Genomic DNA, 23,302 nt, shown 5'->3' on the forward strand with positions numbered 1-23,302 from the left:
TCAGCAACACAGCGATAATGACGATCACTTTTCTCATAACGCAAACCCTCCTCGCATACGGATATCGTAAAGTTTGAAACTACGCGAACACATCAACGCAAGGGTGGCCCTTGCCTGCTAGAAGGATAGCGGATTTCCCCGGGTAAGACAATACTCCCTATGGAGTATTCGCCCACGATCCGGCCCATTCCCGCCTGAGGACCTCCGGGCCGGGGAAACATTCCCCCTCATCCCCCTACCACCTTTGGAGTATTCCGGCGACTTCGCCGCCGGACGCCCTCATCAAGGGGATAACAGGCACCTGAAAGCGCATCGGAAACCTCATCGCCAGGATCTCTGAGGGCCTCCCTCAGCGACACGTTCCACGGGGGGAGCATGGAGGGAATCTCCCCGTCCACAGAAGATCCTCCTTCCCGCACGCTCTGGGGAGCAAGATCCTTGCGGCCTATGCCGCCTCCCGCTCTCGACCCGGTTGACGCCGGCGTCGCGAGAACGGCGAGGACAAAAGCTGGGTCAGCAACTCCAGCTCGGCCAGTCCAAACGCGCGCGCGATCCCCACATAGATGACTGCGCCGACCAGGCCGGAGAGGGACAAGACCAGGAGCCGCTCGAGCCCCCCCGATCCCATGCCCGCGTAGGACACCGACCACCCCGTCCCCCACATCGCCAGGGCCACGACCGCGCAGGCCAGCGCGATCCGCCCCAGATACGTCCACATTCCCAACCCCCGGAGCGAGCCCAATGTCCGCTCGGCCACGCGATAGCTGCGGACCAGGGAGGCGAAGGCGGACAGCGTGTAGGCCAGCGCTAGGCCGGTCACGCCGAGGATGGGCGTCAGCAGGATCGCCAACACGCTGTTCAGGGCGAGGATCCACGCCATGTGAATCAACGGGATCCGGGCATCGCGTCGGGCGTAGTGCGGGGCCAGGAAGATCTGGACCAGGACCAACGCGGGGATGCTGAAGATGTATATCCGCAACAGGCCCGCGATCTGGACGCTGGCCGCGGCATCAAAGGCCTTGCGCTCAAACAGAAGCCGGATCAGCGGCAGGCTGAGCACCGCGACCGCCGTGGCTACAGGCCACGTGACGAAGCTCAGCAACCGGAACCCCATGGCCATGACCTGGCGCATCCGATCCAGGCGTCCTTCCCGCGCGGCCGTCGACAGATCCGGCAGGATGGCCGTAGAGACGCTGTTGGCGAAGAGCTGCCACATGGACATGGAGACCCGCTGCGCATACGAGAGGGCGGTGATGCTGCCGGGGGGAAGGAACGAGGCGAGGAAACGCTCCAGGATCGTCCTGGTCCGCCGTATCGCGACGCCGCTCATGCGCTGGGCGACGAGCCGGAAGGACTCCCGTAGAAGGGGCTCCCGGGGATCCCAGGCCGGCCGCAGGGATCCACCGGCCCACAGGACCGCCCCTCCCAGCCAGAGCATCTGCAGGGCCGCCCCGCCGAGATATCCCCAGGCCACGGCGGGGATGCCCACCCTTGTGCCCAGGGCGATCATGACCAGGAGCGAGGCGCCATAGCGCACCAGGTTACCCGCGGAGGAGCTCACATAATGATCCCGGGCGATGAGGGCAGCCCGCATCACCTCCGAAAGCCCCAGGAAGGGGATCATCACGAACAGGATCCGGGCTAGCCAGGCCGCCAGCGCCTGCTGCTCGGCCCCCACGCCGGCGCCCACCACGCGCAGCATCGGCGATGCCAGCAATACCCCTAAAGCGCTCACGGCCAGCAGGACCAATGCCCACGTGGTCGCGATCAACCGAAAGGGGCGCCAGGGCGTGGCCTCCCCCCAGGTCTCGTTTTGTGCCTGGGAGAAGATCGGGATCAGCACCACCTGCATGGACCCGGCCAGGATCATGGCGACGAATTGCGGGATCGTGTACGCCAGGAAGAAGGCATCGGTGCGGAGGCCCAGGCCAAACATGGCCGCCATGGCCACGTCCTGAGCCAGGGCAGCCAGGACCCCCAACGCGTTGAAGCCGGAGAGGGTGGTCGCGTTCTTCGTTACACGCCGCCCGATCTCGGCCAGCTCACCCAATGGGATATCTCTCCCGCCAGGCCAGCCACAGCGCGCCCAGGAAGCCTACCAGCACCCCCACGAACCCGCCCAAGACGGTATTGAAAAGCGGCCGAGGGGAGATCGGAGCAATGGGCGGAGAGGCCGGATCCACGATCAACATCCAGCTGTCGGACTGGAGGACATCTTTGGTCTGAGTCTCCGCTTCCTTCAGGGAGAGGATAATGTAGCTCTCCTCCGCCAGCGCCTGCTCGCGAACGAGGGCGGCGAGCTTTTGATCCTGCGCGCTCAAATGCTCCGTGAGGGTCGCCAGGTCCGCCTGCAGGCGACGGATGACCTCATCCAGGCGACCCTGCTCCTGTTGCAGCATCGCTCGCGCCTCGCCGACCGTGCCCCGGCGCAGAGCCTCCAGATCCAGCGGCCCCCTGGCCAGTACATCCGATAGGGACAGCAGCTCCAGGGGAAGCTCCTCCGCCGGGGCGGAATCGGGCCTCTCCCCAGCCGCGTCCAACACCATCGCCACGGCGTCACGAGCCGCCAGGTAGAGCCCCAGCGTGTTGTTCTTGATCTGCAGGGCCTGCCCCAGCGCGCCATATCGCTCGTACAGGCCGAACAGGTTCTCCCGCTGCGTCAGGCCGGTCCTGCGGGAGAGCGGCTCCAGGTACTGGACGTTATCCACCAGCCCCATGCCGGTGGTCGATCGAAACTCCTGCAGCGCCTTCTCCGCATCCTCAAGCCGCTGCTGCGCCATCTCCAGGGACCGCTCGATGTCGGCCTTGTTCCCGGGCGAGAGATCGTACAGGGAGTTGATGTACTCCACGTACTTGCTCGCCCAGACGTTGGCCAGCTCCTGGGCGAACACCGGATCGTCGCTCTGGGCGGTGATCCGATAGAGCGCTGAGGAGCCCTGCATCTGCGAGATGTGGATCTTCTCCCGCAGCATCCCTGGCTGCCTCAGGCGCGGCGGGACGCGATCCCCCATCTCCTTCAGGACGACCTCCTCCAGCGCCTGCGTCCTCGCCAGAGCCATGAAGGTCCGATGCAACTCCCGGCTGAGCCCCAACTCCGTCGTGGAGAGTAGACGTGAGTCAAACTGGGGCCGCAACTTCGGCGTGGTCACCAGGATCGTGGTGGTCGCCTCATATGTCTTCGGGAGGAAGGCGGTCCACACGAACCCCACCACAGCCCCCAAGACGGCCAGCCCCACGATGAGCCACCAGCGGCGGCGCAAGCTGATTAGGTACCGCTCGACCTCCGGAAAGCCTTCCATGAAACACATCCTCCGCGTGTCCGAGACACAGACACGGTTAATTTCAAGCCCCTCCGCTTCAAGGCGCTGGGTGGCACGCCCTCACGGAATGGGTAAAAGGCCCCCAACGGTCCCCTCAGAGGGACGTCAGAGCCTCCGAAGGGTCCCATTTTCATCTCCTGAACGGAGTATACCACATCCCGGCTCGCGCCGGGGACGAGCCACACGACGCTCACCGGCTCAACAGATCCTCGTACAGCGCCAGGGTCCGCTCGGCGATGCGATCCCACCCGAACTGCGACTGTACTAGCCGATAGCCGGCCTTCCCCATCTCCACCGCCCGCTCCCCATCGCGCAGGATCTTCCGCAGGGCCTCCGCCAGGGCGTCGGGGTCGCCCGGGGGGACCAGGTAGCCCGTCTCGCCATCTCGCACGGTCTCCGCCAGCCCGCCCACCGCGGAGGCCACCACCGGCCGCTCGAACGAATACGCCATCAGCAGGACGCCGCTCTGATAAATGCGCCGGTACGGGAGCACCACGGCGTCCGCGGCCCGAAAGTAGTAGGCCACGTCCTCGTCCGGGATGTACTCGATCCGAGCGCGCACGTGCCCCTCAAGCCCTAGGCCCTCGATGAGCCGGGCATACGGCCGCCAATCGTCCTTCCACACCTGTCCGGCGATCACCAAGATCAAACGGGGATGGGTCTCGACAAGTTTCGGCAGCGCCCGCAGGAGCACGTCGAGCCCTTTCACGCGCTTGATCTGGCCGAAGAACAGGAGAATCGAGGCATCCTCGGGCAGGTTGAAGCGCTGGCGCGCCTCCACGCGGTCGGGAAGCTCCTCATCCCGATAGGGCAGGTAGTGCCCGTGAGGGATCACCCGCACCACCGACGAGGAGACGGGGAATGCGGCCAACAGCTCATCGCGGCTGTGCCGCGTATGCACGATGAACCCATCGATCTGCCTGTAAAGCGCCCGGAGGACCGCCCGGGTGTGAACCGCAGCGTGAAAGGGGATGACATCGTGGGCGGTGAAGACGATCCGAACGCCGCGACGGCGCAGGCTTTTCAGGAACCAGAGGTCGGCCGGGGCGAGAAGGAAGTAGTGCAGGTGAGCGATCTCAGGGGGATCATGAAGCGCCCGGCGCGCCAGACGGCGCAAGGCGGCCATGTATCGGATGCCGCGCAGGGGCGCGGGCGACCTCCCAAAGATGCGTTGAAAGGGATAGGACACGGCCAGCCGCGCCGGGGGAGCGTGCAGGGCCGTCTCATCGCACGTGAAGAAGCGGACATCCACGCCGAGCTTCTGCAGCTCCTGACACAGGGCGAAGTCATAGTAATGCATGCCCCGGTGTCCCCCAACGGGGTCGATCATCCAGATACGACGCTGCGCCCCCGGCATCCTACGCGCCCTCCCCGCCTCCTGCCGCCATGTCCAAGTCGAGCAAACCGCCCTCCTCTTACCAGAAACTTCGCGTAAGCGCAAGTTTCCGTCATCCGGGCACGGGCCACCCATGCTCAGGCCCTTCCACGATCAGTTGCCAAAAGCAGGTCGCGGTGGTATAGTCTCGCCCGGCGGTACCAGAACGGCTTCACGCCACCCTGCCGACCGGAGGTTACCGTGATCCCGCGCTCTCGGGCGCAACAACATGGGCTGGCCCTGGTGAGCTATGGGCTCCTGAGCCTGATCCTCACGTATCCCCTGATCCTGCGCTTCACCACTCACGTACCCGGCGACGGCATCGATGACCCCGCTCTTACCTGGAACCTGTGGTGGGTCCGATACTCCCTGCTGGAGCTGCACGCGTCCCCCTTCTACTGCCGCTGGATGTTCTGGCCCATCGGGATCAACCTGGCGTTCTACACGCTGACCGTGTTGAACGGCCTGCTGGCCATCCCGCTGCAACTGGCATGGGAGGTCGTGCCGGCCTCCAATCTTCTGCTTTTGCTCTCTTTCATCTTGAGTGGCTACGGCACCTTCCTGCTGGTCAGACAGGTGTGGGGAAGCCGCCGGGACGTCACGCCCGAAGCGCTCTGGTCGACCGCCTGGTTCGCGGGCCTGATCTACGCGTTCGCCAGCAACAAGCTCTTCTACGCGGCCCTGGGACAGTTCAATATCGCCAGCTCGCAATGGGTTCCCTTCTGCGCGCTGTACGTCTGGCGCGCCGGGCAACGGCAGGGCTCGTGGCGGGATGCGCTGCTGGCGGGACTGTTCCTCGGGTTCCAGGCGTGGGCGGAGGCCACCTACGCCTCCTTCCTGTTGATCTTCATCGCCCTCTACGCGCTGTGGATCATCGCCACGAGCGCCCGCTCTGGCCGCCCCCTCGCGGCATGGGTCACACGCCTGGCGATCATCGGAGGGGTCTTCGCCCTGCTCATCGCGCCCATGCTGGCCCACATGCTCCCCGATCTGAAGGCCGAGGGCGACTTCTTCGCCTCCGGTGGCGGCTTTGCGGACGTCTTCTCCGCCGACATAGCGGGCTACCTGGTCCCCACGCAGCACCACCCCATCTTCGGGCGACTCGCCGACCGGCTGCCGTTCCCGCACGACAAGGGGCAGCACGTCTACATCGGATACAGCGTCGCCCTGCTGGCGATGGTGGGCATCCTGCGCCGTCCCCGCCGCGCCGCCCTGTTTTGGGCCGCATGCCTGCTCGTCTTCTGGCTCCTCACGCTGGGCCCCACGCTGCGTGTGGCAGGGAATGACACCGGGATCCCCGGGCCCTTCGCTCTCGTGGCCCGATTGCCGTTCTTCAAGGGCAACCGTTACCCCAGCCGATACGCCGTCATGCTGCTCCTCAGCGCGGCCGTGCTCGCGGCCCGAGGGCTACAGACCCTCCTCGAGCGCCTGCCCCGCCTCCGGCCCGGGGCTCTCCTGGGGATCGCCTCCGTCCTCTTCCTGGCGGAACATCTGGCGATCCCGCTGCCGCTCAGCGACATGCGCGTGCCTGCCATCTACCAGCGGATCGCGACGGAGACGGATGCCACACCGGGCGCGGTGATGGAGCTGCCGCTAGGATGGCGGAACGGCGCGCGCGTGGCGGGGAAGAAAGACGTCATCATCATGTTCGAGCAGTGGTATCAGACCGTCCACCACCGACCGCTGCTGGGCGGCAACACATCTCGCAACCCCGAGTTCAAGTTCCAGTACTTCAGCGAGGCTCCCCTCATCGACCTGCTCGTCGGCCTAGTGAATGCCGCCGACGAGCCCTTCCACCAGGCCCTGCGATCGGAGCTGGCGGCGGTGGAGGCGTGGATCGCCGATCCCGCCCAGGCTCCCCCCGGGTGGCTGGAGGAACAACGCCAGCAGGCCCGCCAGGTCCTGCGCCTGCTGGACATCGCCTATGTGGTCATTCACCGCGATCGCGTCCCGGCCACCCTGGAACGCTACGTGGCCACGATCCTGCCGGTGGAGCTGATCGCGACGGAAGGGGACATCGCGCTCTACCGGGTGCGGCGCGACCAGCTGCCCCCCCTCGACGAGATCGACCTGACCAGCCCGCAGGGGCGGCTGGCCCTGGGCGAGGGGTGGAGCCCGGCGGCCACGCAGCTGGCGGATATCCCCGCCGCCGTGTGGGCCCAGCGACGGGAGGTGCGCCTGCAGGTCCCCGCATCGGCGGATGTCCAGGGGATCGAGATCCGCATGTACGCGCCGGGCCCCGGACAGGAGGCCAGCCTCATCGTGAACGGGCGTGAGGTGGATCGACAACCCGTGCCGGAGACATGGGGATGGGTGCGCTTCACCTGGCGGTCCGCCCTCCATACGGAGGGGATGCTCGCCATGCGGCTGCGGTTCTCCCAACGCTACGATCTGCCGGACATCCTGGCTGATCCGCTGATCCTCCCCGATCGGAGCCGGGTGGGCGGGACCATCGCCATCCGCAGCGCGGGCGAGGAGGTGGGCAACTTCGCCCACATCTACGTCAACGGGGTGGACCGATCGCCGAATCGGCGCGGGTACAACCTGGCGCTCCTGGACCCGACGACCGCCCAGGTGCTCGGGACGGCCTCCTTCGACACGCACGCCAGCGCACAGGCCAGCCAGGCCATGGCTGACTGGCTGCGCTCGGTTCCCGAGGGTGTGTGGGTGCTGGGCGCGGTGAAGGACGAGGCCTCGCTGAACCTGACGGAGCCGGCCGTGCAGGCCCTGCGCGAGATCGGGGTGATCACGGATCTGCGGGGACGGTTCCGTTGGAGCCACGCGTTCATCGGCGCCAGAGGCTGGGAGCCCGGCCGGGCGTGGGAGCAGGTCGAGGCCATCCGGCCGGCAAGCCTGGCGATCGGCGCCCCGCTGAGCCGGCCGGGCGCCGCGGCCGCGGCCACCACCCTGCGAGCGATCCCGGCCACGGATCACGAATGAAGGGGAAAGGGACCTGATTCGGGGATAGGATGATGGATCGCCCCCCTCCCAGAGCAGGCGGAGCTCCCATGCTCCGCCTGCGGTGGCATGGGGGCCGCCGCAGGCGATTCCCCTTGTTCGCGCGCTCAGAGTCTCCAACGGGACCCCGAGGAGGTCCCTTTGGAAATGCGCTCTGCCCTTTGTTGCCCAACACAAAGTTTTATACTATAATTTGGATGTTGCGAGCGCTAACTGTGCTTGCAACGAGGAGTGACGAACGGTGGAAACATCTCAACAGCCGGTTCGAGTCGCCCTGGTGGGGTGCGGATACTGGGGGCCGAACCTGGCCCGCAACTTCTACCAGATACCGGACGCCGAGCTGGTGGCGTGCTGCGACCTGAACGCCCAGACGCTACAGAAGATGGCGCAGCTTTACCCCGGAGCGCGCATGACCAACGATTTCGGATCGGTCTGCGCGGACGAAACCGTGGACGCGATCGCCATCGCCACGCCCGCCCGCACCCACTACGCCCTGGCAAAGGCGGCCCTCCAAAGCGGCAAACACGTGTTCGTCGAAAAGCCGCTCGCGCTCAGCGTTCAGGAGGCGAGTGAACTCGTGGATCTGGCCGAGGCGAAGGGCCGTGTGCTTATGGTCGGGCACATCTTCCAATACAACCCGGCCGTCCGCTACATCAAGCGCCTCATCGATGACGGGGAGCTGGGCCAGATCTATTACCTCTACTCCACGAGAGTGAACCTGGGACGCGTGCAGAGCGATATCAACGCCCTTTGGAGCATCGCCCCCCACGACGTCTCCATTCTGCTCTATCTACTGGGAAGCGAGCCGGAGTGGGTCAGTGCCCGCGGGGCCACGTATCTGACGGATGGGATCGAGGACGTGGTCTTCATCGATCTGGGATTCCCAGGGGAGATCCTGGCGCACGTACACGTCAGCTGGCTGGACCCCAGCAAGGTGAGGCGGATGACCATCGTGGGGAGCAAACAGATGGTCATATACGATGACGTCGCGGACGAGGGGAAGGTCAAGCTTTATGAGAAGGGCGTGTACCGCAAGGAGGAGCCGGGATTCGGAGAGTTCCAATACCGGGTTCACACCGGCGCCATCACGATCCCGAAACTGGACCTCGTGGAGCCCCTGCGGGTGGAATGTGAGCACTTCATACAGTGCGTGAGGGAGAACCGTCGCCCCGAGACGGACGGCGAGAACGGATTGCAGGTCGTCCGCATACTGGAGGCCGCCCATGCCTCTTTGAAGCAAAACGGGCAGCCCCATCCGGTGAAACGCGCACGTGCACAAGCGTAGGGTTTCTGCGGTCTACCAGCTGTACTTCCGCATCGCGGGCGTGGGAGTGCTCGTGGGCAGGATGCGCACGCGTGGGGACACGCCCGCAGGCGGGGCGGATCGCATTCCGATCTCCGGGATCGTCCGGAGCATCGGCGTCGGGGATCGCAGTACCGCCGTCGGGGTCGGACGCACCTCACGAGGCTCGGACAGCACCGGCGGGGCCCACGTCGGCCGCAGAGTGGGCTCCTGCGCCCCTCGCGTCCCCTCCCGGGCGGGCATCGCACCCACGGGGCACGGGACTTTGGGGATACGCAGCACCTGCCCGACGTACAGGCGGCTGAAGACGGAAAGATCGTTCGCCTTCATCAGATCCCACGGCAACACCCGGAACTTGCGAGCCACCTTAAAGAGCCAATCGCCTTTCTGCACCACGTACAGGCAAGCCCCGGAGGCAACGGGCGCCCGGCCGGCCAGGGGAGCGTTCCCGCCTTCAACCTGGAATTCGGCCCGCGACGAACCGCCCGCCGGGGGTACGCCGGGTGAGGTCGGGATGATGAGCTTCTGCCCCACACGAATGAGATTGGGATCGGGGAGATGATTCAGCTGCTGAAGTCTCTCTACGGAGGTGTGATAACGCCGGGCAATGCTGTACAGCGTGTCGCCCGGGCGCACGATGTACGTATCCGGGTTGGACGCGGCCTGCGCCGGGCTCGCCCACGCCCCGAACCCGCTCGATACGATGAAGATGCAGAGGAACAGTACAGACAGGAATACATAGGTACGTTGCACCTGCATGGGGACCTCAGGGAGTCCCTGCGGGGGACAAAGTGGCGGGATAAGACCGAAAAAGAAAAAACCAGGGATAAAACCGGAAACAAACGCCGCAGGCTCCCTATAGCATAATATACTGGATGAATGGCCCGAAGTCAATAGGTCAAGAGTACGCCAACCGAGAGGATGCCGTGGGGCACGATCATAGGAGCCGAAGTACCATGAAGATAAGCGAATGGGCCCGGATCCTGCCCGGGGTGGAGATCGGGGAGGGGACCCGGGTGGAGGATTTCGTCATCCTGGGACAGCCTCCCCACGGCTCCGATCCCGGCACGGAGACCACGGTGATCGGCAAGGAGGGCATCATCCGCTCCCACACGGTCATTTACGCGGGGAACCGGATCGGGGACCATTTCCAGACCGGACACGGCGTGATGATCCGGGAGCGAAACACCATCGGAGACCGCGTCAGCATCGGGACCGGGTCTGTGGTGGAACACCACGTGACGATCGGCAACCGGGTTCGCATTCACTCGCAGGCTTTCATCCCGGAATACTCCACCCTGGAAGACGATTGCTGGATCGGCCCCAACGTCGTGCTGACCAACGCGCTCCATCCCCTGTGCCCCAAGGCCAAGGCCTGCCTCAAGGGGGCGACTATCCGGCGAGGGGCGAAGATCGGGGCCAACGCCACGATCCTGCCGGATGTGGTCATCGGCGAGGGCGCGCTGGTGGGGGCCGGCGCTGTGGTGGTGGAGGACGTCCCCCCGTATACCGTGGTGGTCGGCAACCCGGCACGCGTCGTGAAACGGGTGAGCGAGCTGGACTGCCCCTACGGACTGATCGATCATCCATACCCGACGTCTGCACCGAGATCTTCCCACTCCTAAGGGGGTTTCATGCGTTTGTGGAGACGCCTGCTGTTCTCTCTCATCCTCATAAGCACCACCCTGAGCGCCTCCCTCCCGGCGGCAAGGGCTCAGACGGAGGCGGGGCAATGGCACCCGTTCACCAATTCGGATGGCCTGGTGGACAACGCCGTCAACGCCGTGCTCCAGGACCGCTATGGCGTGATGTGGTTCGGCACCAACGCGGGCGTCAGCCGCTTCAACGGGGCGTTCACGACCCTACAGGATATCCCACCGCTGCGATCGGGCGTCTTCACGATCCACGAGGCGGGAGATGGAGCCCTCTGGTTCGGGACCAACCAGGGCGCCGTGCGATATGTGCCCGGGACGCAGGAGTGGGAGGCCTTCACCCCCCAACAGGGGCTGGCGGGCAACCAGGTCCTCGCGATCGCCGAGGATAAGCAGGGGAATCTGTGGTTTGGGACGAACGCCGGCGTCAGCCAGTACACCCCAGACTCGGGGGCCTGGATCTCGTTCACGACGGATGACGGGCTCTCCCACAACATGGTCCACGCCATCGCCATCGGCCAGGACCAGACCATCTGGTTCGGTACCGAGAACGGCGTGGACTGGTACGACCCGGTGAAGGACCGATGGGGCCATCTGGGGATCACGGATGGGCTGATCAACGAGCAGGTCTACGCCGTCCTGGCGGACGAATCGGGGAACCTGTGGTTTGGGACGGCCGGCGGGGTGAGCCGTTACCAGCCGTTCACGGGGCGGTGGCGCTCCTTCACACGGGCCGACGGGTTGGGCGCGAACTTCGTATGGTCCATCCTGGAGGATCGCCAGGGACACCTCTGGTTCGGCACCAACGCCGGCGGCGTATCCCATTTCGACCCCTCGACGGGGCGCTGGGAGACCTTCACCACGGATCGGGGGCTGATCGCCAACTTCGTGCGGGACATCTGGGAGGACCGGGACGGCGGGCTGTGGTTCGCGACGTTGGGCGGGGTCACCCTCTACACCGGGCGATCCTGGCGCACCGTCTCCGTCGGCTACGCGGGCGCCGTCGACGTGACCGCCCTCCTCATCGACGATTATCAGCGCCTTTGGGTCGCCACAAACGGGCAGGGGCTCTGGCTATACGACGGGGCCAATTGGACCCAGTTCTCCACCTCCAACGGCACCCTGGGCTCCAACTCGGTGTGGTCGCTGTATCAGGACGCGGAGAACCGGATCTGGGTGGGAACCGGAGGGGGCGGCGTCAGCCTGTGGGATGGGGAGCGGTGGCGCATCTACACCAAATCCAACGGCCTAGCCGAGAACTACGTGACCTCCATTCGCCAGGCCCCCGACGGCAGCATGTGGTTCGGCACCACGGAGGGCGCCAGCCACCTCAACATGGAGACCGGCGAGTGGTGGACGCTGGATGAGGCAGTGGGCCTGCCCGGCCCTCGCGTGAATGCGATCGCGTTCACGCCGGATGGCGATATCTGGTTCGCCACCCACGAACACGGCATCTGCCGCTACAATGGGACGCAATGCCAGGTCTTCACCATGCAGGACGGGCTGGCCGACAACGGGATCGCCACGGGCGCCGTCGTCTCGGACGGAAAGGGAGGGCTCTGGTTCGGCCACTGGCGCGGGGGGCTGAGCCACTGGACCGGAGAGGGATGGGAGCGGGTCGGGACGGCGGACGGGTTGGCCGCCGATCGCGTGTACGCCCTGTACCTGGGCAGCGACGGCAGCCTGTGGGCGGGCACGCTGGGGGGACTGAGCCGATATGACGGCCGCAGCTGGCAGACGTACACCCGCCTGCACGGGCTCCCCAGCAACGAGGTGACCGCCATCGTGGAGACCCGGGACGGCGCCTTCTGGCTCGGGACGATCTCGGGGCTGGCGTGGTACCGCCCGGAACGCACCGCCCCGTGGGTCGAGATCCAGACGGTCAATGGGCGCGTCACCGAGGCGGACTCCCCCGTGATCCCGGAGGGGGATGTCTCCATCAGCCCACCGACCAGCCGCCGGGTGAAAGTGATCGACGGGAACATCGCGATCACCTATCGCGGCGGCGACCTCTGGACCGATGCCGCGGATCTGCTGTACCTCTATCGCCTGAGTCGCGGGGAGGATGGGCGGTGGTCGGCCACCCGGGAGCAGGTGCGCATCTACGAGAACCTGGAGCCGGGGGAGTACACGTTCGAGGTGATGGCCCGCGACCTCGACTTCAACTACTCCCGTCCGGAGAAGCTCATCATCCAGGTCCCCAGGCCGGGGCTGAAGGTCACCGTGCCGCTGCTGGGGACGATCTCCCTCACCGGGTTTGGCCTGCTCGTCCTGGTGACCACCATGGCGGTGCTCGGCCTGGGGTACGGCGGGGTGACCTACTACAACGCACGCAGCCGGCCACGTCAGGCCGTCCAACGCAAGTTCAACCCCTACATCTCCGGGGAGCCCATCCGGCGGGCCGACATGTTCTTCGGCCGGGAGGACCTGCTGCGTCGCATCCTACAGATCCTGCACTCCAACAGCATCATGATCCACGGCGAGCGGCGCATCGGCAAGACGACCATGCTGCACCAGATCGCGAACCAGCTCCAGGAGATCCACGATCCCGAGTACCGCTACATCCCGATCTACATCGACCTGGAGGGCACGCCGCAGGAGATCTTCTTCCACACGCTGATGGGGGAGATCATCGCCGAGACGCAGCCCTATCTGAGCGAGCGCCCGCAGCTCCAATTCGACGAGCTGCCATCGGAGGAGTACGGCGATCGAGAGTTCACCACCGACCTGCGTAAGCTGCTGGCGGCCCTGAGCCAGGAGGAGGACCCTCGCGACGTGCGGCTCATCCTGCTGATGGACGAGATGGACATCATGAACAACTACGAGCCGCTGATCCAACAGCAGCTCCGCCGCATCTTCATGCAGACCTTCACGCGCAATTTGGGCGCCGTGGTGGCCGGGATTCAGATCAGCAAGGAGTGGGACCGGATCGAGAGCCCCTGGTACAACCTGTTCAACGAGGTGCAGCTGCGTCCCTTCACCCCCGAACAGGCGCGGGAGCTGATCGAGGAGCCCGTGCGAGGGGTCTACAAATGGGATAAGGACGCCGTCCAGTTCGTGATCGAGAAGAGCGGAGGGCGTCCCCATCGAATCCAGCAGTACTGTCTGGAAGCGGTCAATCAAATGATCGAAGCCGGTCGGAGTCGCATCACGCTACAGGACGTACAACGCGCACACGAGATCATCGAACGTCATCAGGCCGCCTGAGCATTTCGAATCCGGAGAGGTGATTGTGCGTAACCCTTACATCGTCGGAAGCTATGTTGTGGATCGGTACCACTACGGCCGCCACGGGCTGATCGACTACCTGCTCAACAGCCCGGATGACGCCGTGTGGGTCGTGGGCAACCGTCGCATCGGCAAGACCTCGCTGCTGCGCCAGATCGAGTTCCTGACCTCCGACCAGGAGGAGGGCTATGTGCCGATCTTCTGGGATATGCAGGGATGCGAGACGGAAGCCGATCTGGCCCGGGAGCTGTACTACGCCTTTGAGGACGCCAGCGAACGGTTGCAGGCTCTGGGCTTGGACGTGGCCCCCTTGCAAGGGACAGAGGTCGCCGAGCTGCTGCGCGCGGCGCGGCGGGCGGCACAGGAGAAGGGACTCAAAGCTCTGGTGCTGATCGACGAGGCGGAGGCGCTGATCAACGTGGGCCGTCACGACCCCCAGGGGCTGCAACGGCTACGCAAAGCCCTCCAGGCCGGCCAGGGGCTGCGCGTGATCATGACCAGCACCAAGGCGCTGACCAAGCTGAACGACCTGTGCCGTGATTGGGATACCTCGCCGTTCCTGTTCGGGTTCGGGCTGCGCAACCTGTGGGAGCTGGACGCCCTCTCGGCCGAGCGGCTGATCCGCCAGGCCCAAAGTGACACCCCCGTGAAGGCCAGCGACAAGGTCGTGGACGCCATCTGCGAGTACACCAATCGGCACCCATACCTGATACAGGTCCTATGTCAGCGGCTGTGGCAGGACGATAATACACTGCGAGAGCCCACGGAGTCCGACCTGGCAGTGGACGAGATGCTGGCCGGCTTCTGCATGATCGACTTCCGCCACCTGGCCCCCACAGAGCGGCGGATCCTCCTCACCGTGTCCGAACACGGGCAGATGAGCGAGGAGGAGCTGACCTCCATCATCGATCAGCCGAAGCGGTTCGTGCGCAACTTCGTCTACAGCCTGGTCCGGTTGGGGTATCTGCGCAGGGTAGGGGATCAGCTCGCGGTGGGCAACCGGTTCCTGAGCCAGTGGCTGCACGACCATCACGACCAGCTCATCCACGAGACCACCAGCGAGATCTCCGATCGCAGCACGCAAGAGCTGGCCGCACGCGGGCGCAAAGAGGAGCTCTCCTACCTGCAGGACCAGTTGCGCATCCACCAGGCCAACCTGCAGGAACTGGAGCGCCAGCGCGGGCACTTCGGCGTGCGCGTGCCGCTTGACCTCGTCAATGAGATCAACTACACGCGCCAGGAGATCGAGCGGCTGCGCCGAGAGATCGAGCCTCTGCTGGAGGAGGATGCCCCCGAAGACTCCGTGTAAGGCGAGTACCCTTGCAAGGAGAATAGCTTCCATGCCCATCCCGCTGGTCGATCTGAAAGCCCAATACGCGACCATACAGGAGGAGATCGACGCCGCCATCCGGCGCGTGATCGACAAGACGGCCTTCATCATGGGGCCGGAGGTCCGGAACTTCGAGGAGGCATTTGCGGCCTACTGCGAGGCGAAACACGCCATAGGCGTGGGCTCCGGTACGGCCGCCCTGTTTCTGGCGTTGCAAGCCTGCGGCATCGGCCCCGGAGACGAGGTGATCACCACCCCCTTCACCTTCATGGCCACGGCCGAGGCCATCTCCCAGGTCGGCGCCCGCCCGGTGTTCGTGGACATCGACCGGGACACGTACAACATCGACCCGGAGCAGATCGAGGCCGCCATCACGCCGCGCACGAAGGCGATCATGCCCGTGCACCTCTACGGGCAGCCGGCCGAGATGGACGAGATTAACGCCATCGCCAAGGCGCACGGCCTGTGGGTGATCGAGGATGCCGCCCAGGCCCATGGCGCCCGCTACAAGGGACGCCGCGTCGGCAGCCTGGGGGATATCGCCTGCTTCAGCTTCTACCCCAGCAAGAACCTGGGGGCCTACGGCGACGGTGGCGCCGTAGTGACCAACCACGACGACCTGGCTGCCCGGGTGCGCCTGCTACGGGACCATGGGCGATCCAGCAAGTACGTGCATCAGGAGCTGGGATGGGGACTGCGCCTGGACGCGCTGCAGGCCGCCATCCTGGGCGCCAAACTGCCCCATTTGGACGAGTGGAACGCGGCCCGCCGGGAGCGAGCGCAACGCTATGCGGAGTGGCTGGCCGACACGGAGATCGTCACACCCACGGCGGCGCCGCACGTGGAACACGTGTATCACTGCTATGTCATACGCACGCCACGCCGAGACGAGGTACACGACGCCTTGCGGGCCCGGGGCATCGGCGTCGGCATCCATTATCCGATCCCGCTACACCGACAGCCCGCCTACGAAAGCCTGGGATATGCGAAGGGGGCCTTCCCCATCAGCGAGCGATACAGCGAAGAAGTGCTCTCCCTCCCCATGTACGCGGAATTGACCGAAGCCCAGCAGCAAGAGATCGTCTCGGCGATCCGAGAGATCGTGGGATAAGCCGGCCACGGGGCAAGGGCGACCGGCCGGCCGCCGCATCCATCGCTTTGCCGCGCTTATGCGCCGATGCTATAATGGGGCCTGCCTTCCACCCCGCAAGTGGGAGGCAGGCCTTATTCATTGTTGGAGGGAACGTGCCGCAAGCCGTCCGAACTTCCATGGCCGTGGAGATGGCTCAACCCACCTCCCCCTACATCTCGGTTTTGATCCCCGCCCGTGACGAGGCGGCCACGATCGCCCAGGTGGTGGAGAAGGTAGATCGCGCCCTGCGGGATATGGGAACGCCGGGTGAGCTGATCGTGATCGATGACGGATCGACGGATGGCACAGGGGAGCAGCTACAGGAGCTACAAGAACGCTACCCCTTCCTGCACGTGATCCGGCACCGTCGCAACCTGGGGCTCACAGCGGCGCTGCGCGCCGGGTTCGAGGCCGCCCGGGGGGAGATCGTGGTCTTCCTACCCGCCGACCTGGAGTCCGACCCGGAGACGGATATCCCGCTCCTGGTGGGCAAGCTGAACGAGGGCTACGATGTCGTGGCCGGATGGCGCCAGGGGCGGCGCGATCGCAAGGTCGTAGCATCGACCATCTACAACTGGACGTGTCGCTGGCTGTTCGGGGTCCAGGCCCACGACATGAACTGGATCAAGGCGTTCCGGCGCGAAGTGATCGAGGAGCTTCCCCCTTTGCGCTCCGACTGGCATCGCTTTCTCCTGATGATCGCCGCCCATCAGGGGTTCCGAGTGGGCGAGGTGCAGACGCCGTATCACCCCCGGCAGGCGGGACGGTCCAAGTTCGGGATCGGTCGCATCCCCATCTCCCTGCTGGACGTCCTCGTGGTGTGGTTTCTGCTTACCTTCTCCCGGGCACCTATGCGCTTCTTCGGCGGGCTGGGGCTGGCGGCGCTCGCGGCCAGCGGGCTCACGTTCCTCTACCTGGCCTACCTCTGGTTCGCCTTCACGATGCAGAAGCGCCCCATCTTCTGGGCGGCGGGCGGTCTGGCCATCGCCGGGTTGCTGCTCATCCTCGTCGGCTTCGTGGCCGAGCTCATCGTGAGCCAGGAGGAGCGTATCCTGCATCTGGAGGCGATGCTGAAACGACAGCAGCGCTCAGACCCATGAGCGCTCGCTTCGACTTACCCTGCCTATGACCTACACCTGTTTCCCCTTTGACAACGATCCCTTTCCCCTAAGCGCCCCTGGCGGCATCCCCGTTGGGACCCGATGCCAGGCGACGCAAGCTCTACGCCTCTCGCCCTCAGATTCCGTATCCCAGGGAGGGACGGATGCGTGAGCGGGGGAAGCGGATCGCACAGCTTCTGGCGCTGCTCCTGGGGCTGGGATTCATCGCCGCGCTGCTGCGCGCCCAGTGGTCGGAGCTGCGCAGTTACACCTGGCACCTGTCCCCGGGCTGGTTCCTGCTGGGATTTCTGCCGCTGGCGGTGAGCTGGGCGCTGGAGATCGCGCTGTGGCGCGTCTGCCTGAAGAGCCTGGGCGGCCACTTGAGCTATCGACGGGCCAGCCTGATCTGGCTGCTCTCGAACTTCATTCGATATATCCCGGGCAACGTCTGGCAGCTCATCGGCATCGCCTCCCTGGCCGCCGAGGAGGATGTCCCCGCCGAGGCGACGCTGACCAGCCTGGCGGTGCACCAAGCGCTATCGGCCACCTCGGTGGTCACGCTGGCGGCGGCCTACCTGGCCTGGAGCGGCCACGCCGAGGCGATGAGGATCACCCTGGCGGCGATCGTGCTGCTCGTCATCGTGTTCGTCGGGCTCCGGCCGCGCTGGATGGAGTGGGGACTGAACCGGGCGCTCCGCGTGCTGCACCGTCCCCCCCTCCGGATCACGCTCACCCGCAAGCAGATGGCCGCCTTGATCGTCGGCTACTGGATCGCCTGGATCCTGGCGGGGTTGGGGTTCGCCGCGGTCGTGCGGGCGCTGACGCCCATGGCCTGGGCGTTGACGCCCCATCTCATCGCCGCGTTCATGATTTCCTACTTCATCGGATACATCAGCCTGATCACGCCCGGCGGCCTGGGCGTGCGGGAGGGGGCCGTGGTGTGGCTGCTCAACGCCTGGTTCCCGGCCCCGCTGCCCACGATCGCCTCGATCCTGGGACGGGTGTGGCTCACGCTAGGCGAGGTGGGGAGCGCGGGGATCGCCCTGATCCTGTGGCGAGGACGCCGCCCGCTGCGGGATGTCATACGCTCGCCCGCAGCGCCGGAGGGAAGCGCTGATGGCTGAACGCCTCCGCCGTGTCCCCTGGCCCACGGTCCTGGTGTGGGCGCTCGTGCTGGCCTACACCGTGGGGTTCTCCATCCTCTCCATCCGCCCGCACCAGGCGTTACAGACGCACAAGGCCGACCTGGGGCAGATGGACATCGCGCTCTGGAACACCTCCCAGGGGCGATTCGTGCAGGAGGTGAAGGGGGATCGCATCAGCACGCGGCTGACGGATCACGTGGAGCCGATCTTCCTTCCGGTCTCGCTGGTCTTCTGGCTGTGGGACGACGTGCGGGCGATCCTGATCCTCCAATCGGCGGTGATCGCGTTGGGCGCGTGGCCGATCTACTGGATCGCTCGCGCTCGCATGCGGCGGCTGGTGAGCGGGCGCCCGGCCGAATGGGCAGGTGTGGCCTTCGTCCTGGCCTACCTGCTCTTCCCCGCGCTGGAAGCCGCCAACATGGCCGAATTCCACGCCGTCCCCCTGGCCGTGCTGCCCATCCTGCTGGCGCTGTGGTGGGTGGAACGGGGGGCATGGGGCCGATTCGCCGTCGCCGCGCTGACCGTGGCCGCCGTAAAGGAGGACATGGCCCTGCTCGCCGTCATGCTAGGGCTGTGGGCGATCGCGCGGGCCGGGAGCGCCTCCGAGAGGCCCAACGTGGGACGGTGGGTCGGGGGAAGTGTGGCGGCGGCCTCGGCCGCCTGGTTCGCTGTGGCCACGTTCGTGATCATCCCGGCGCACGCCGAGCAGGCCTATGGCGTGGCCGAGTTCCTGTACGTGCAACGGTACGGGGAGCTGGGCAGCTCCATGACGGACATCGTTCGCAGCCTGCTCACACGGCCAGGGTTGGTCTGGTCCATCGTGACGGAGCCGGAGCGGCTGCGATATGTGGCCGGGCTGCTGGCCGGCGTCGGCGGCCTGGCCCTCCTGGGGCCGGAGATCCTGCTGCTCTCCGCGCCGGCGCTGGCGGCCAACATTCTCAGCGCCTACCCGGCGCAGTATTCGGGCGAACTCCACTACTCGGCGCCGCTGGTCCCTTATATCCTCGTCGGCGCGATCATCGGGGCGGAGCGGGCAGCGCGCGGCATCGGACGGATCCTCCGCGGGCGTCGCGCCACGGCCCTGGGTCTGGTGCTGGCTTGGCTGCTGATCTGGAGCGTGGGATACCACCGGGTCAAGGGGTGGACGCCGCTGGGTGGCGAGTTCCGCTGGCCCGAGGTCACGGCTCATCATCGATTGGCGCAGCGTTTCTTCCGCCAGATCCCGGACGACGCGGCGGTGAGCACCACGGCCGCGCTGTTCCCGCACTTGAGCCATCGAGAGCGCATCTACAAGTTCCCGGCGCTGGGCGACGCCGAATACGTGCTGCTGGAGGTCAACGGCACGACGGATATGCACCCGGTCGACCTACGCCGCCGCTTCGACGAGCTGCTGGCCAGCGGCCGCTTCTGTATCCGGGACGCCGCCGACGGCTTCATCTTGCTGGGGCCGCCGGCGGAGACCTGCGCCCGTGAGCTGCCGGACGAATTCTACTCCTTTGCCCGGGCGGGCGAGCGCCAGCCGACCCATCCGGCCGAGGTGCGCTTCGGCGATCTCCTGCGATTTCGCGGGTACGATGTTATCGACGACGGGAAATGGCGCCTGACGCGAGTGCGCACGTACTGGGAGGTGCTCCGGCCGCTGCCCGCCGACCTCCAGGTATGGCCGTTCTTCTTGGCTGCGGACGGGGAAGTCGCCGAGGACACGTCACAACGGCCGCCCGTGGCCCCGCTCTGGTACCCGCCGGAGCGCTGGCGGCCGGGCGAGACCATCCTGGTGGAGACGCTGCCGTGGTTCCTGCCCGACCGCTGGGCGCTGGCGGTGGGGGTCGTCCGCGGCGGACCATGGGCGGACCCGAAGCACCGCGTGCGCATCTCCAAGGGCGGCGGTGCACAGGTGATCGATGGAACGTGGGCGGCCTTCCCGCCGTTCCTTCGCGAGGGGCGCACCCTGCGGCCGCTGACCGAGGACGACTGGCCGGGCGCCTGGCCAGATCGAAGGTGGGCCTTCGGCGAGGGGATCGAGCTGATCGGCGCCCGCGTGCCGGAGAGCGTGTCGCCGGGGGAGACGCTGTGGTTCGATCTGCTATGGCGGGCCACGCGGCCGATCTCGCGCTCGTATACCGTCTTCGTGCACCTGCGGGATGGACAGGGGCGTCTGGTGGCCCAGCACGATGCGCTGCCGGCGTGGTTCGTCCCCGCGCCCACGACGCGATGGGAGTCCGATTCGCAGCCGGATGCCCATCGGCTGAATGTGCCGGATGACCTGGCGCCGGGTATCTATACGCTGGTCATCGGGTTATATGATCTGAGCACCGGCGAGCGGCTGCCAATCCGGGATGGGGCCGGCGTTGAGGCCGGCGACGAGATCCAGCTGGCGACCATACGGGTTGAGGAACGATGACGGAAGAGGCTTGGGCGAAGGAATCGCGGCGTGCCGTGACCCCGCCGGAGGGCGAGATGACCCCGCCATCCATGGCGACGACGGTCTCCCCCTCCAGTGCACGGTGGAGACGGCACGCCATCCGCGCGCTGCAGATCGCCCTACTGCTCCTCATCGGCGCGTTCTGGGGGCGGGATGTCCTGTACAACTGGCGCGAGTTCACCCATTACACCTGGCGGATCGAGGGGCGATTCCTGGGGATGGCCTTCGGGCTTTTGATGCTGCAGATCCTGTTGCTGGCGCTCATCTGGTGGCGAGGGCTTATCCTGGTCGGCACGCACATCCCGTGGCGCCACGGGATCGCGCTCTGGTTGCAGGCGCAGATCGCCCGCTACCTTCCCGGCGGCATCTGGGACGTCGCCGTCCGGCTGGTGCTGGGCCAGCAGATCGGCGTCAGTAAGCAGGCCATGTCCGCCAGCATGGGGCTGGAGATCGGCATCCAGGTGCTGAGCGCCGCGCTGTTCTTCGTGCTCTCCCTGCTCACCTGGGCCCGGGCGGAGCTGCACACGTACCTCCTCCTGGTGGGCGGGACCATCGCCATCTCGTTGATCTGCCTTTCGCCGCCGGTCTTCCGGTTCCTGGTGCAGACGGGATCGCGCCTCCTCAAGCTCCCACCTCTGCCGCTGCATTTCACTTATTGGGACCTCCTCGCCCTCCTGCTGGCGCGCTTCCTGGCCCACGGGCTGATGGGGCTGGGGTTCGTGCTCTTCGTGTACGGGCTGACCTCCGTGCCCTGGCCACTGGTGCCCAAGATGACCGGCGCTTTCGTAGGCGCCTGGCTGGTCGGCTACGTGGCCATCCTGGTGCCGATGGGGATCGGCGTGAGAGAGAGCGTGCTGGCCTTCCTTCTGCGGGGAGAGGCAGCCGTGCGCATTATCGTGGTCGCCGCGCTGGGATACCGGGTCTGGGTGGCGCTGCGAGACTTGCTGGCCGCGTTGCTGGGCCTCGGGCTGCTCCGCATGCTCATCCACAGGCGAGGTGCGAACCATGGCTGAGCCATTGCGGGTGCTATTCCTGACCACCACGTACGCCCGCGATGAGGACGACTACCAGGCTCCCTGGCTGCGCCAGCTCATCCGGCGGCTGGCCGATCGCGGGATCTCCGTCACCGTCCTCGCCCCCGGCTTCCGCGGCCTGGGCGCCCATCGCGTGGACGGCGTGCCGGTCCATCGCTTCCGGTACGCGCCCGCCCGCTGGGAGGCGCTAACCCAGGAGAGCGGCGCCCCGAACAAGCTGCGCGCCAACCCGCTCTACTGGCTGCTGGTCCCGCCGTATGTGTTGGGCGGCCTAGTGGGCACCATCCGCCTGATGCGAGCCCGCCGCTTCGACGCCATCCACGTGCACTGGCCCGTCCCACAGGCGCTCTTCGCCCAGGTCGCCCGGATGATCCGCCCGGCGCGATGCGTGCTCACGTTCTACGGCGCCGACGTGACCCTGGCCCGCCGGCTCCCGTTTCTGCGAGCCATGGCCCGCCGCTGGGTGCGGAACGCGGACGCCGTCACCGCCATCTCCACCTACACCGGCCGCGCGGTGGCCGATCTGACCGGGGTGCAACCGCACATTATCCCGTTCGGCGTGGACCTCCCGCGACGGGAGGACATCCCCAAGCCCCTACAGGGCACCCATCATGTCCTGGCCGTGGGCCGGCTCATCGAGCGCAAGGGCTATCCGGTGCTCATCCAGGCCATCGCCCGTCTGAAGCAGGAGGTGCCGGACGTCCGCCTCACCATCGCCGGCGAGGGGCAGGAGTACCCCAGACTGAAGGAGCTCGTGCAAAGGCTCGGGCTGGAGGACCACGTGCGGCTGCCCGGCCGGGTGAGCGACGAGGAGCTGAATGCGCTCTATCGATGGGCAGACGTCTTCGTGCTGCCCTCGCTGGTGGACCGCAGTGGCGACACAGAGGGGTTGGGATTGGTGCTGCTGGAGGCCCTCAGCTACGGCCGACCGGTGATCGCCAGCGCCGTGGGGGGCATCACGGATATCGTGCAGGAGGGGGAAACGGGGTTCCTGGTGCCGCCGGGCGATCCGGAGGCGCTCGCCCGAGCGCTGTTGCGGGTCTTCCATGATCCGGAGGCCGCCCGATCCCTGGCCGACCACGGTTGGGCGGTGAACCGCCAGCGCTTCGATTGGGAGCGAATCGCCGATGCGTACGCGACGCTCTACGGCGCGTGAGGGGCGGACGCATGGCTTCTGAGCGACACATCCGATGGATACCCTGGGCCCTGCTGATCCTCACCCTGATCGCCTGGGGGATACGGCTGTACCGATTGGACGCCCAGAGCCTCTGGTACGACGAGGGCGTGACGGCGCAGGTTGTAC

Annotated in this window: 16 protein-coding genes; 12 read left to right on the top strand and 4 right to left on the bottom strand. The window is 66.3% G+C overall.

The window, feature by feature from the left end; all coding sequences use genetic code 11:
* Positions 1 to 445: 445 nt before the first annotated feature.
* The 3 genes from murJ to GXP39_19975 form a co-directional block, all read right to left on the bottom strand.
* Positions 446 to 2,050 (bottom strand): murein biosynthesis integral membrane protein MurJ, encoded by a 1,605-nt coding sequence (gene murJ / locus GXP39_19965; GenBank protein ID NOZ30311.1) that lies wholly within the window; start codon positions 2,048 to 2,050, stop codon positions 446 to 448.
* On the bottom strand, positions 2,043 to 3,299 hold the full coding sequence (locus GXP39_19970; protein ID NOZ30312.1) for a hypothetical protein: 1,257 nt from the start codon (positions 3,297 to 3,299) through the stop codon (positions 2,043 to 2,045). The genes murJ and GXP39_19970 overlap by 8 nt, the downstream gene beginning before the upstream one ends.
* 211 nt (positions 3,300 to 3,510) lie before the next feature.
* On the bottom strand, positions 3,511 to 4,677 hold the full coding sequence (locus tag GXP39_19975; GenBank protein ID NOZ30313.1) for a glycosyltransferase family 4 protein: 1,167 nt from the start codon (positions 4,675 to 4,677) through the stop codon (positions 3,511 to 3,513).
* 219 nt (positions 4,678 to 4,896) lie between these two features.
* On the opposite strand from GXP39_19975, the gene GXP39_19980 reads away from it, so the two are divergent.
* Together GXP39_19980 and GXP39_19985 are read left to right on the top strand one after the other, a co-directional pair.
* The gene (locus GXP39_19980; GenBank protein ID NOZ30314.1) at positions 4,897 to 7,635 is read left to right on the top strand and encodes a hypothetical protein; all 2,739 of its coding nucleotides are present in this window, start codon (positions 4,897 to 4,899) and stop codon (positions 7,633 to 7,635) included.
* 259 nt (positions 7,636 to 7,894) lie between these two features.
* Complete coding sequence (locus GXP39_19985; protein NOZ30315.1) at positions 7,895 to 8,938, top strand: Gfo/Idh/MocA family oxidoreductase; 1,044 nt, start codon at positions 7,895 to 7,897, stop codon at positions 8,936 to 8,938.
* 12 nt (positions 8,939 to 8,950) lie between these two features.
* Here the strand turns inward: GXP39_19985 and GXP39_19990 are convergent, their stop codons facing one another.
* Positions 8,951 to 9,715, bottom strand: a complete 765-nt coding sequence (locus GXP39_19990; protein NOZ30316.1) for a LysM peptidoglycan-binding domain-containing protein — start codon at positions 9,713 to 9,715, stop codon at positions 8,951 to 8,953.
* Positions 9,716 to 9,912: 197 nt separating this feature from the next.
* Here GXP39_19990 and GXP39_19995 point away from each other — a divergent pair, with 197 nt between their 5' ends.
* From GXP39_19995 to GXP39_20040, 10 genes are all read left to right on the top strand, one after another.
* Positions 9,913 to 10,581: a transferase gene (locus GXP39_19995; protein NOZ30317.1), complete on the top strand. Its 669-nt coding sequence runs from the start codon at positions 9,913 to 9,915 to the stop codon at positions 10,579 to 10,581.
* A 9-nt stretch (positions 10,582 to 10,590) separates the two neighbouring features.
* The gene (locus tag GXP39_20000) at positions 10,591 to 13,815 is read left to right on the top strand and encodes an AAA family ATPase (protein NOZ30318.1); all 3,225 of its coding nucleotides are present in this window, start codon (positions 10,591 to 10,593) and stop codon (positions 13,813 to 13,815) included.
* A gap of 25 nt (positions 13,816 to 13,840) precedes the next feature.
* A complete protein-coding gene (locus GXP39_20005; protein NOZ30319.1) occupies positions 13,841 to 15,145 on the top strand; it encodes a hypothetical protein in 1,305 nt (434 codons plus the stop codon).
* A 31-nt stretch (positions 15,146 to 15,176) separates the two neighbouring features.
* The gene (locus tag GXP39_20010; protein ID NOZ30320.1) at positions 15,177 to 16,277 is read left to right on the top strand and encodes a DegT/DnrJ/EryC1/StrS family aminotransferase; all 1,101 of its coding nucleotides are present in this window, start codon (positions 15,177 to 15,179) and stop codon (positions 16,275 to 16,277) included.
* A 134-nt stretch (positions 16,278 to 16,411) separates the two neighbouring features.
* Positions 16,412 to 17,398: a glycosyltransferase family 2 protein gene (locus GXP39_20015; GenBank protein ID NOZ30321.1), complete on the top strand. Its 987-nt coding sequence runs from the start codon at positions 16,412 to 16,414 to the stop codon at positions 17,396 to 17,398.
* A 164-nt stretch (positions 17,399 to 17,562) separates the two neighbouring features.
* Positions 17,563 to 18,522 (top strand): flippase-like domain-containing protein, encoded by a 960-nt coding sequence (locus tag GXP39_20020; GenBank protein ID NOZ30322.1) that lies wholly within the window; start codon positions 17,563 to 17,565, stop codon positions 18,520 to 18,522.
* Positions 18,515 to 20,944 (top strand): DUF2079 domain-containing protein, encoded by a 2,430-nt coding sequence (locus GXP39_20025; protein NOZ30323.1) that lies wholly within the window; start codon positions 18,515 to 18,517, stop codon positions 20,942 to 20,944. The genes GXP39_20020 and GXP39_20025 overlap by 8 nt, the downstream gene beginning before the upstream one ends.
* Entirely contained in the window at positions 20,941 to 21,978 is a 1,038-nt protein-coding gene (locus GXP39_20030) for a hypothetical protein (GenBank protein NOZ30324.1), read from the top strand. Before GXP39_20025 ends, GXP39_20030 begins: the two co-directional genes overlap by 4 nt.
* Positions 21,971 to 23,155 (top strand): glycosyltransferase family 4 protein, encoded by a 1,185-nt coding sequence (locus tag GXP39_20035; GenBank protein NOZ30325.1) that lies wholly within the window; start codon positions 21,971 to 21,973, stop codon positions 23,153 to 23,155. The genes GXP39_20030 and GXP39_20035 overlap by 8 nt, the downstream gene beginning before the upstream one ends.
* A gap of 11 nt (positions 23,156 to 23,166) precedes the next feature.
* Positions 23,167 to 23,302 (top strand): hypothetical protein (locus tag GXP39_20040; GenBank protein NOZ30326.1); only part of this gene is annotated, 136 nt, incomplete at its 3' end.

The organism is Chloroflexota bacterium (genome assembly GCA_013152435.1).
In the GTDB taxonomy this organism is placed as follows: Bacteria; Chloroflexota; Anaerolineae; order DUEN01; family DUEN01; genus DUEN01.

What these genes read in the sequence shown, in the direction of transcription:
- GXP39_19970 (NOZ30312.1), bottom strand. Translation starts at nt 3,299, where the DNA reads ATGGAAGGCTTTCCGGAGGTCGAGCGGTACCTAATCAGCTTGCGCCGC.
- GXP39_19975 (NOZ30313.1), bottom strand. Translation starts at nt 4,677, where the DNA reads ATGCCGGGGGCGCAGCGTCGTATCTGGATGATCGACCCCGTTGGGGGA.
- GXP39_19990 (NOZ30316.1), bottom strand. Translation starts at nt 9,715, where the DNA reads ATGCAGGTGCAACGTACCTATGTATTCCTGTCTGTACTGTTCCTCTGC.
- GXP39_19995 (NOZ30317.1), top strand. Translation starts at nt 9,913, where the DNA reads ATGAAGATAAGCGAATGGGCCCGGATCCTGCCCGGGGTGGAGATCGGG.
- GXP39_20000 (NOZ30318.1), top strand. Translation starts at nt 10,591, where the DNA reads ATGCGTTTGTGGAGACGCCTGCTGTTCTCTCTCATCCTCATAAGCACC.
- GXP39_20010 (NOZ30320.1), top strand. Translation starts at nt 15,177, where the DNA reads ATGCCCATCCCGCTGGTCGATCTGAAAGCCCAATACGCGACCATACAG.
- GXP39_20020 (NOZ30322.1), top strand. Translation starts at nt 17,563, where the DNA reads ATGCGTGAGCGGGGGAAGCGGATCGCACAGCTTCTGGCGCTGCTCCTG.
- GXP39_20025 (NOZ30323.1), top strand. Translation starts at nt 18,515, where the DNA reads ATGGCTGAACGCCTCCGCCGTGTCCCCTGGCCCACGGTCCTGGTGTGG.
- GXP39_20030 (NOZ30324.1), top strand. Translation starts at nt 20,941, where the DNA reads ATGACGGAAGAGGCTTGGGCGAAGGAATCGCGGCGTGCCGTGACCCCG.
- GXP39_20035 (NOZ30325.1), top strand. Translation starts at nt 21,971, where the DNA reads ATGGCTGAGCCATTGCGGGTGCTATTCCTGACCACCACGTACGCCCGC.